The sequence below is a fragment of the Aneurinibacillus tyrosinisolvens genome (genome assembly GCF_001015055.1).
GTDB lineage: Bacteria > Bacillota > Bacilli > Aneurinibacillales > Aneurinibacillaceae > Aneurinibacillus_A > Aneurinibacillus_A tyrosinisolvens.
In genome coordinates, this window is sequence record NZ_BBWZ01000102.1 from 1 (window position 1) to 1,626 (window position 1,626).

3 protein-coding genes are annotated in these 1,626 nt (G+C 45.1%); all 3 read right to left on the reverse strand.

Annotated features, from left to right (window positions below; all coding sequences use genetic code 11):
• Positions 1-158: 158 nt before the first annotated feature.
• Positions 159-566: a zinc ribbon domain-containing protein gene (locus MBEAL2_RS33415; RefSeq protein ID WP_236693051.1), complete on the reverse strand. Its 408-nt coding sequence runs from the start codon at positions 564-566 to the stop codon at positions 159-161.
• Complete coding sequence (locus MBEAL2_RS33420) at positions 454-912, reverse strand: transposase (RefSeq protein WP_236693052.1); 459 nt, start codon at positions 910-912, stop codon at positions 454-456. The genes MBEAL2_RS33415 and MBEAL2_RS33420 overlap by 113 nt, the downstream gene beginning before the upstream one ends.
• 124 nt (positions 913-1,036) lie before the next feature.
• On the reverse strand, positions 1,037-1,471 hold the full coding sequence (locus MBEAL2_RS33425; RefSeq protein WP_047155546.1) for a hypothetical protein: 435 nt from the start codon (positions 1,469-1,471) through the stop codon (positions 1,037-1,039).
• Between the last annotated feature and the right edge of the window lie 155 nt (positions 1,472-1,626).

Below are 1,626 nucleotides of genomic sequence, written 5' to 3' on the forward strand. Positions count from 1 at the left end.
GTGACCACTCCCCACGGATAAATCCGGGGGCTTCTTTCTTGCTATGACCCTGCTTAGCACAAGCCAAATGCCTGGCCAGAGGCAAGGATACGGCAAGCAACACGCATCGGATAGACAGTCCGATAAGCGGGCAAGGTCGGTGCTGGCTACGCCTTTTATCAGGCGATACTTTTATTTATCAGGCGATTTTTTGTTTCCTTGCGGAATGCTGCCGGCAGGTATCTTCGATACCAGACAGGCTGCCGATAGACAACATCAACCGATTTTACTTCCATCGGGAATTGCTTGCGGCAAATATTTTGTGCGCCGTTGACATCCCGGTGGATTTCTGTTTGATGAACAGAACAGATAAATCTTCTTCCCTTTGCTTTGTGTCTTCCTTTGCACATCGGGCAATCCTGCGAGGTATAGCTTTCTTCTGTGAAATGGACGTGAATCCCCTTTATCTTCCCTTTATATTTCAAAAATTCTTTCAGCCTGCCATAGGACCATTGGGACAGCTGCTGTCTTCTTACCCGGTTGTTTTTCTTTTTTTTCTTTTTTCTCTTTGTTCGTGTTCTTTTCAATCCCTTCAGGGTGGCCGGCAACCAAATCGGTGACCTGTTCTTTGAGAAGAAATTGAATCGCTTCTTTGGTTGATTTATGATACAGATAGTCCAGCTGTGCCTGGGTTTTCTCACGCAAGCGAACTTTTGCTCTGGCGTATTTTTTATACTTGCGGGAACCTTTCTTGCAGCGGCTGATTTTTTTCGACAGCTCTGCCAGCATTTTTGCACGGTATTGCTTCAGGGAACGGACCGCCCTTCCCGAAATCACCAGGGCTTTCTCTTCTGTAGCCAGGGCCACCATGTGGATTTCACCCAAATCAGCCCCAGCTGCTTTGAAGGGAAGGGAACGTGTTTCTTCGGGCACTTCCATGCCACAATGAAACCAGTAAGCCCCACTCTTCCATACAATTTCAGCATAGGAGATGTTCGCGAGGTCTTCCCGGGCAAGGTTGGGAATCTCAATGTATTCTTTTTGCTTTTTAACCCCTTCATTCCAGCCTTTTTTTCTTTTTCCCCATCATGGTCACCAGGGACAAAGGAGCAGAGAAATTGCTGTGTTTAAGGATAATCCTGTCTTTATGTACTTCAAAGGCCGCTTGTTTGTAGGGAATGGAAAAGAAGTATTTGAAACGCCAGGGGTACTTTGCCTTTGTATTCCCTTTCTTGCGAAGTTCAAGCGTGGTTTTCCGGTTGGCGTCATACTTGGCAATAAGGGCCTGTACGGTTTGGGAAGGCAGGTCATAGGTATTTTTCATCATGGATTCCAAGTCGGAAGTAGACATCCACTTTTTGCATGTGCGATAGTATTGATTCGCATACCGGATAATATCCGTCCATACTTTCCCGCATTCGACTTGTTTGCTTCTTAATTGACCATATAATGCTTGTTCATACGGAATTTTAAAGGTATGGGTGACTTTCAATAAAGGCTCCTCCTTTCCATAAGAACGTATGTTCCTGTTGTTTATGATTATAGACGAGGGCTTAAGAAGGTGTCAAGAAAAAAATACCAGGAAAAAACCGAATTCATCTCCATGGATAAATCCAGGGGCTTTCTTCGGCGTTCCTTGTAAATTTT